This window comes from Streptomyces sp. NTH33 (assembly GCF_003236365.1).
In the GTDB taxonomy this organism is placed as follows: domain Bacteria; phylum Actinomycetota; class Actinomycetes; order Streptomycetales; family Streptomycetaceae; genus Streptomyces.
Genome location: NZ_POTZ01000363.1, coordinates 1 through 7091, shown reverse-complemented (window position 1 = coordinate 7091; position 7091 = coordinate 1). Strand labels below are relative to the sequence as shown.

The 7091-nt window shown below is 73.3% G+C and carries 7 protein-coding genes and 1 pseudogene; 4 read left to right on the top strand and 4 right to left on the bottom strand.

The genetic code is table 11. The annotated features are described in order from the left end of the window. The first annotated feature begins 122 nt into the window (after positions 1-122). From C1I97_RS27340 to C1I97_RS27330, 3 genes are all read left to right on the top strand, one after another. Entirely contained in the window at positions 123-800 is a 678-nt protein-coding gene (locus C1I97_RS27340) for a bifunctional DNA primase/polymerase (RefSeq protein ID WP_111005813.1), read from the top strand. Positions 801-934: 134 nt separating this feature from the next. Beyond that, a complete protein-coding gene (locus tag C1I97_RS27335) occupies positions 935-1732 on the top strand; it encodes an ABC transporter ATP-binding protein (RefSeq protein WP_181446943.1) in 798 nt (265 codons plus the stop codon). Continuing rightward, positions 1729-3351, top strand: coding sequence for a transporter (locus tag C1I97_RS27330; RefSeq protein WP_181446942.1), 1623 nt, complete (start codon positions 1729-1731; stop codon positions 3349-3351). The genes C1I97_RS27335 and C1I97_RS27330 overlap by 4 nt, the downstream gene beginning before the upstream one ends. Here the strand turns inward: C1I97_RS27330 and C1I97_RS40175 are convergent. The 3 genes from C1I97_RS40175 to C1I97_RS27315 all read right to left on the bottom strand — a co-directional run bounded on the left by C1I97_RS40175 (position 3329) and on the right by C1I97_RS27315 (position 5927). Continuing rightward, positions 3329-3541 (bottom strand): class I SAM-dependent methyltransferase, encoded by a 213-nt coding sequence (locus tag C1I97_RS40175; protein ID WP_181446941.1) that lies wholly within the window; start codon positions 3539-3541, stop codon positions 3329-3331. The genes C1I97_RS27330 and C1I97_RS40175 overlap by 23 nt on opposite strands. 130 nt (positions 3542-3671) lie before the next feature. Beyond that, on the bottom strand, positions 3672-4706 hold the full coding sequence (locus C1I97_RS27320; protein WP_111005812.1) for an alpha/beta fold hydrolase: 1035 nt from the start codon (positions 4704-4706) through the stop codon (positions 3672-3674). 528 nt (positions 4707-5234) lie between these two features. Beyond that, positions 5235-5927: a metal-dependent transcriptional regulator gene (locus tag C1I97_RS27315; RefSeq protein WP_073946117.1), complete on the bottom strand. Its 693-nt coding sequence runs from the start codon at positions 5925-5927 to the stop codon at positions 5235-5237. Positions 5928-6350: 423 nt separating this feature from the next. On the opposite strand from C1I97_RS27315, the gene C1I97_RS27310 reads away from it, so the two are divergent. Further along, positions 6351-6740 (top strand): RidA family protein, encoded by a 390-nt coding sequence (locus C1I97_RS27310; protein WP_111005811.1) that lies wholly within the window; start codon positions 6351-6353, stop codon positions 6738-6740. A gap of 4 nt (positions 6741-6744) precedes the next feature. Here the strand turns inward: C1I97_RS27310 and C1I97_RS27305 are convergent. Beyond that, positions 6745-7091 (bottom strand): annotated as a pseudogene (locus tag C1I97_RS27305) (diguanylate cyclase); the annotation flags it as partial.

Genomic DNA, 7091 nt, shown 5'->3' with positions numbered 1-7091 from the left:
AAGGAGCACCGGGTCCCCGCCCATGCACCCGTGCGCGCCGGGCGGGGACCCGGTGCTCCTTCCCGGCGCGTCCGCCCCCGGAACCCCCGTAACTCCAGGTGGGTGCGGGAGTTGAGTGGGGCGTGGAAGAGACGATCCCGGGCGCCCGAGCCCCGCACACCGCCGGCCGGACCGCCGGCCGGATCCCCCAGCAGCGCGGAGAGTCCCTGCTGGAGACAGCCGTTCGCTACGCCGAGGAACGCCACTGGGACGTGTTCCCCGGCACCTGGCTGGAAGCGGTCGACGGGGTGCAGCACTGCTCCTGCGGCGACCCCGTGTGCGCGGCACCCGGCGCACACCCCGCGCACGAGGACTGGGCGGCCCTGGCGACCGGCAGCGCGACCGCGGTCCGCCGGATGTGGCAGGAGCGGCCGCCCGCGTCGATCCTGCTGCCCACGGGCCGCACGTTCGACGCGATGTCCGTCCCGGAGACGGCCGGGTTCCTCGCCCTGGCCCGGATGGAGCGGTGGGGGTCGGCCCTCGGGCCGGTGATCCTCTCCCCCGAGCGGCGGATGCAGTTCTTCGTGCTGCCGGGGGCGTGCGTGAAGGTGCCGGAGCTGCTGCGCAGGCTGGGCTGGTCGACGGCGTCCCTCGATCTGGTCGCGCTGGGCGAGGGGGCGTATGTGGCCGCGCCGCCCACGCGGTACGGGTCGCGGGGGGCCGCGCAGTGGGCCTGCCGGCCGACGCCGGCGAATCGGTGGCTGCCGGACGTCGAGGAGCTGATCCCGGCGTTGGCGTACGCGTGCGGCAGGGACAGGTAACGGGCGCCCCTGCCCTGCTCGGCCTGTCCTGTCCCGCGACCGCGAGACGTGTGCGGCCGGCCACGCCCCCGCGGCGGAGCCGCATATCAGCACAGGCCCGCGTCCCTTGGGCGGGGTGCTCCCCCGTAGGGTTCATGCTGACGGAAGGAGCAGACGTGGTGGGTACCAGCGCCGTACGCGTGCAAGGGCTCTGGAAGCGGTTCGGCCAGCAGGTCGCCGTTGCCGGGGTCGACCTCGAGTTGCCCGCGGGGAAGTTCATCGGGCTGGTCGGGCCCAACGGGGCGGGGAAGACCACCACGCTCTCCATGGTGACCGGGCTGCTGCGGCCCGACCAGGGCACCGTCGAGATCGTCGGGCACGACGTGTGGCGGGACCCGGTGGCGGTGAAGGCGCGGATCGGTGTGCTGCCCGAGGGGCTGCGGCTCTTCGAGCGGCTGTCGGGGCGGGAACTGCTGTCGTACTCGGGCCGGTTGCACGGTCTGCCCGGGAACGAGGTGGACCGGCGGGCCACGCAGCTGCTCGACGTACTCGATCTGGCCGGCGCCCAGCACAAGCTCGTCGTCGACTACTCGACCGGCATGCGCAAGAAGATAGGGCTCGCGTCCGCGCTGCTGCACAACCCGGAGGTCCTGTTCCTCGACGAGCCGTTCGAGGGCGTCGACCCGGTGTCCGCGCAGACCATCCGGGGCGTCCTGGAGCGGTACACCGCCTCCGGCGCCACCGTCGTGTTCTCCTCCCACGTCATGGAACTGGTCGAGTCGCTGTGCGACTGGGTGGCCGTGATGGCGGCCGGGCGGATCCGTGCCCAGGGCCCCCTCGCCGAGGTGCGCGGCGAGGCCCCGACCCTTCAGCAGGCCTTCCTCGAACTCGTCGGCGCCCAGGGCCGGGACACCGGTTCCCACCTGGACTGGCTGGGCGGCGGTTCCCGGTGAGCGCCGACACCGGAACGTCCTCGACGGCCCCCTCGATCACCCCCGTCGTCGTACGCCTGAAGCTGTCGCTGCTGCGCAACGGGCTGAGGCAGTCCGGCGGGCGGCGGGCCGCGTTCATCGCGTCGGCCGTCTTCGCGCTGCTGTTCGCCGCGCTGCAGCTGCTCGGGCTGGTCCTGCTGCGCGGCCACGCGCACATCGCCTCCGTGGCCGTCCTCGGCGTGGCCGTGCTGGCGCTGGGCTGGGCCGTGATGCCGCTGTTCTTCCCCAGCGGCGACGAGACCCTCGACCCGACCCGCCTGGTGATGCTGCCGCTGCGGCCACGGCCACTGGTCAACGCCCTGCTGGCGGCCTCCCTGGTCGGCATCGGACCGCTGTTCACGGTGCTGCTGCTGGTGGGCTGCGTGCTCTCGGTGGCGCACGGGGCGGTCGCGTTCGTCGTCGCGGTTCTCGCCCTCGTCCTCGCGCTGCTGGTGTGCGTGGCCCTCGCGCGGGCCGTGGCCGCCGCCAACATCCGGCTGCTGACCAGCCGCAGGGGGCGGGACCTGGCGGTGCTCAGCGGACTGGTCATCGCGATCGGCGCGCAGGTGGTCAACTTCGGCATGCAGCGGCTGGGTTCGGCGGACCTCGGCCGGCTCGACCCGGTCGCGGACGTGCTGCGGTGGGTGCCGCCCGCGTCGGCGGTGGGCGCGGTGGACTCGGCGAGCCGGGGCTCCTACGGCGTCGCGGTGGCCCAGCTCGCCCTGACCGCGGCAGCCCTGGCCGCCCTGCTCGCGGTGTGGGGGCGCAGCCTGAACCGGCTGATGACCTCACCCGACTCCTCGACCCTGCAGGCCGTCGACGCTCCCGTACGGAAGCGCACCCGCGAGGGCGGCGGCCTGGCACGGCTGCTGCCCGCCGGCCGCACCGGCACCGTCATGGAACGCAGCCTGCGGTACATCTGGCGCGACCCCAAGACCAAGGCGGCCTGGGCGACCTCGCTCGCCATCGGCCTGATCGTGCCGGTGTTCAACGCCCTGCAGGGCACCGGCACGCCGTACTTCGCCTGCTTCGCCGCCGGAATGCTCGGCATCCAGATGTACAACCAGTTCGGGCAGGACACCTCCGCGTTCTGGATGGTCGCGCTGACGATCTCCTCCCCGCGGGACGCCTACGTCGAACTGCGCGCGCGGGCGCTGGCCCTGCTGGCGATCACCCTGCCGTACGCCACTGTCGTCACGGTGCTGACCACGGGTCTGCTCGGCGAGTGGTCCCGGCTGCCCGAGGTGCTCGGCCTGTCCTTCGCCCTGCTCGGCGCGATGCTGGCGACCGGGGCGTGGACGTCGGCCCGCTTCCCGTACTCCATCCCGCAGGAGGGCTTCAAGAACGTGGCCCCCGGTCAGGCGGGCCTCGCCTGGATCTCCATCTTCGGCGGCATGGTCGCGGCGGCCCTGCTGTGCTCCCCCGTCATCGCCCTCACCATCTGGTCGAACGTCAGCGCCACCGGCGGCAGCTGGGGCTGGCTGCTGCTGCCGGCCGGCGCGGCGTACGGGGCGGGGCTCACCCTGCTCGGTCTGCGCCTGGCGGCGCCGCGCACGGCGGCCCGGCTGCCGGAGATCCTCACGGCGGTGAGCAAGGGCTGAGGTTCCGGTGCGCGAGGGGCCGCGTCAGCACAGGCGCCGTGGCGTGCAGGGACGGGCGGCGCCGGGCCAGGGCCGGCGCCTCGGGTGAGAGGTCCACGCCGGCGAGCCGCCGCCCCTCGGTGCGGGCGAGCAGGTCCGGCAGGACGCCGTCGCCGCAGCCGAGGTCGAGGACGCGGCGGGCGCCGGTCACCCGGTCGCGCAGGACCTCGTAGCCGGACCGCCCGTCCGGGGCCCGGCCGTCGGCGAACGCGTCCGTGGTGACCGCCGGACGCTCGGCGTGGAAGGCCTCAGGAACGCCTCCTGCACGGCCGCCGGGGCGGTCATCCGGCGAGCACCGCGTCGAGGAACGGCTCGATGGCCGCGCGCCAGGCCTCCGGCTGGTCGTAGTGGACGAGGTGGCCGGCGTCGGCCACCTCCGCGTACTCGCCGTGCGGCAGCACCCGGACCATCTCCTGGGCCTCGGCCCGGCCCAGTTCGCCGTCCAGGCCGCGGACCACGAGGGCCGGGCAGCGGACCTGGGCGAGCTCCTCCCAGTGCGCGTCGTACACCCAGGCCTCCCGGGACGTGAGCATCTGCTGCGGCTCGAAGACCGGGCGCCAGCCCTCCGGGCCCTCGTGCATGACCTCGGCGTAGAACTCGCCCCGCGCCGGGTTCGGGCGCTCCACCCACGGGTCGTCCTCACCGAACCACTTCCGTACGTCGGCGAGGGTGGCGAAGGGCACCGGCCAGGCCTTGAACCAGTCCTCCCACTCGCGCTGGGAGGCCGCGCCGAGCGCGGAGGCCCGCATGTCGCAGATGATCACCCCGCGCACCAGGTCGGGGCGCCGGGCGGCGAGCTGCCAGGCGGTCAGCGCGCCCATGGCGTGCCCGATGACGACGGCCGGGGCGAGGCCCAGCTGTTCGAGGGCCGCCTCGGCGTCCTCCACGTAGGCCTCGCGGGTGCAGGCCGCCTGCGGGGGCTTCTCGCTCTGGCCGTGGCCGCGCTGGTCGAGGGCGACGGCGCGGTGCCGCTCGGCGAGCCAGCGGGCGGTGGAGGCCCAGTGCGAGGCGCGGCCCATGAGCCCGTGCAGTAACAGCACGCCGCCGGTGCGCTCCAGCCCGGTACCAGGTGGTTGGTACGGCTCAGGTGGTTGGTACGGCTCAGGTGGTTGGTACGGCTCGGGTGGTTGGTACGGCTCGGGCGCCTCGGCCTGGGCAGGCACGAAGGGCAGCCCGGGCCCCGCTCCGGCCCTCCCCGCCTCCGCTCGCCCCGGCCCGGGCGCGGCCTCACCCGGGCCGGCCTTCGGGGGCTCGCCGAACTCCCAGGCGGCGAGCCGTACGCCGCCCGCCCCGGTCACGTCGATGCGCCGCACCATTGGTCTGGCACCCCCCTGGCTCCGCTCGGACCGCTCGCTCCCGGTCGGGCCGGCCGATCCTGTGAACCGTGTTCCGTTTTCCGTATGCCGTCCATGCCATCGTGCACATTCCTGCAGCGCAGACCCCAAAGGACCCGTCACTCACAGGCGTTCAGGCTATCGAATGCGCATTCGAAAATGTCTTCTCCGTCACGAACACCCCTCGTTCGAGTGACCCCCCGCGAGGAATGATCGCCGCTGTCATGGGGAGATCTCCAACGGGAGGCGGACCGCTCGGGGAAAAGAGGTCCGAGGGGGACGACCCTGAGAGCTCGGGGCTCCGGGTCGCCGTAGGGGAGGACAGGCCCCGGTGCCGCACGGCGCCGGGGCCCTCCACTTGTCTACGGCACATCCTCCCCACCCCTTCGGGTCATATGCCTCTCGCAACAGCCTGGCACGGGAAACGACCGAGCGCTGCGCTTCGGCGCGCTGAATCACCGAGGGGAGGGAGAGGCGGCTGCCGACCGGCGGGCCGGCCGGCGGGCGGGCTCAGCGTTTGGCCACGAACACGTGCGAGGCGACATCCGCCTTCAGCTCGGCGGCCTCACCCCCGCTGCCCACCAGCACGCCACCGGCCGACTCCGTCACGCTCACCACCGAGCCGGGCTGCACGCCCGCACGGCGCAGCGTGTACATCAGCTGCGCGTCCGTCTGGATCGGCTCCCCGATACGGCGGACGACCACCGTCTTGCCGTCGGTCCCCGGGTCCAGGTCGGCCAGCGACACCATGCCCTCGTCGAGGAACGGGTCGGCGCCGTCCGTCTCGCCCAGCTCCTCCAGGCCCGGGATCGGGTTGCCGTACGGCGACTCGGTCGGGTGCCGCAGCAGCTCCAGCACCCGGCGCTCCACGGCCTCGCTCATCACGTGCTCCCAGCGGCAGGCCTCAGCGTGCACCTGCTCCCACTCCAGGCCGATCACGTCGACCAGCAGACACTCCGCGAGCCGGTGCTTGCGCATCACCCGCGTGGCCAGCCGACGGCCCTCCTCCGTGAGCTCCAGGTGCCGGTCCGGAGCGACCGAGACGAGACCGTCACGCTCCATCCGCGCCACCGTCTGGCTCACCGTCGGCCCGCTCTGGTCCAGCCGCTCCGCGATCCGGGCGCGCATGGGGACGACGCCTTCCTCCTCCAGCTCGAGGATGGTGCGGAGATACATCTCCGTGGTGTCGATCAGTCCGGACATACGTACCCCTCGATTACCTCTGCCGGAAGCCCGGCGGCTCTCCGACGCGTGCGCTGGGCCCTGACCTTCAATTCTGACCCATCCCACCGACAACCGGACCGCTCCGCCGAAAGCGCGGTCGAAGGTTCCGAACACGCAGACGACCCGCGAGCTGGGTCCCTCCGCCTGAACGGCGGGGAGGCCGGCCGGACGTACCGGCAGCTCGCGGGTCGGGTGACTGCTGGGGATTGGGCCGGTCGCACGCATCTGCCGCGCGCTGGTCCGGCACCGCACTGGGTGGGGTGACGGGCCGCTAGCCCGCAGCCACCTCACGCGTCCGGTTCTCACACATCTGCCGAACCACCTCCCTTCTCGTGTAAGCCACACTTTATGAACCGGCCGACCCTCGATCAACCACTTTTTTCGAGCGCTACCGTTCGGCGCATGACGGAGCGGCGAGTGGTTCTCAGCGGGTCGGTGTTCGAGGAGCGGATCGGGTACGCGCGGGCCGTGGTCGACGGGGAGTGGGTGCACGTGTCGGGGACGACCGGGTACGACTACGCGACGATGACGATCTCCGAGGACGTGGTGGAGCAGGCGGAGCAGTGCCTGCGGAACATCGGGGCCGCGCTGGCGGAGGCCGGGTGCGGGTTCGGGGACGTGGTGCGGGTGCGGTACCTGCTGCCCGTGCGGGAGGACTTCGAGCCGTGCTGGCCGGTGTTGCGGCGGGTGTTCGGTGAGGTGCGGCCGGCGGCGACGATGATGGTGTGCGGGCTGGCGGACCCGCACATGAGGATCGAGATCGAGGTGTACGCCCGCAGGCGGGCTGCCTGACCTCTCAGGTCCGCCCGTTCTTCAGCAGGTCGGCCAGGTCCAGGGCGGTCGCGATGCGCAGGGCCACGTTCTCGGCGTGGGCGGCGTCGGGGCGTTCGAAGGGGGTGCGGCCGGCGGCGCGCAGGAAGGTGACGACGCCGAGGGTGCGGCCGCGGCTGCGCAGGACCGCGCACAGGGCGTGTACGGCGTCGGGCGGCCACTGCCGGGCCTCGGCCCACTCGCGTGCCTGTTCGGGCGGGACGGTGCCGACGGTGGCCCGTACCGAGCCGATGCGGTCGACGCACTGCAGGGCGGGGTGGCCTTCGGCGTAGCGGACGGGCAGTCCGGCCTGTCCGGTGAGCAGGCTGGGGC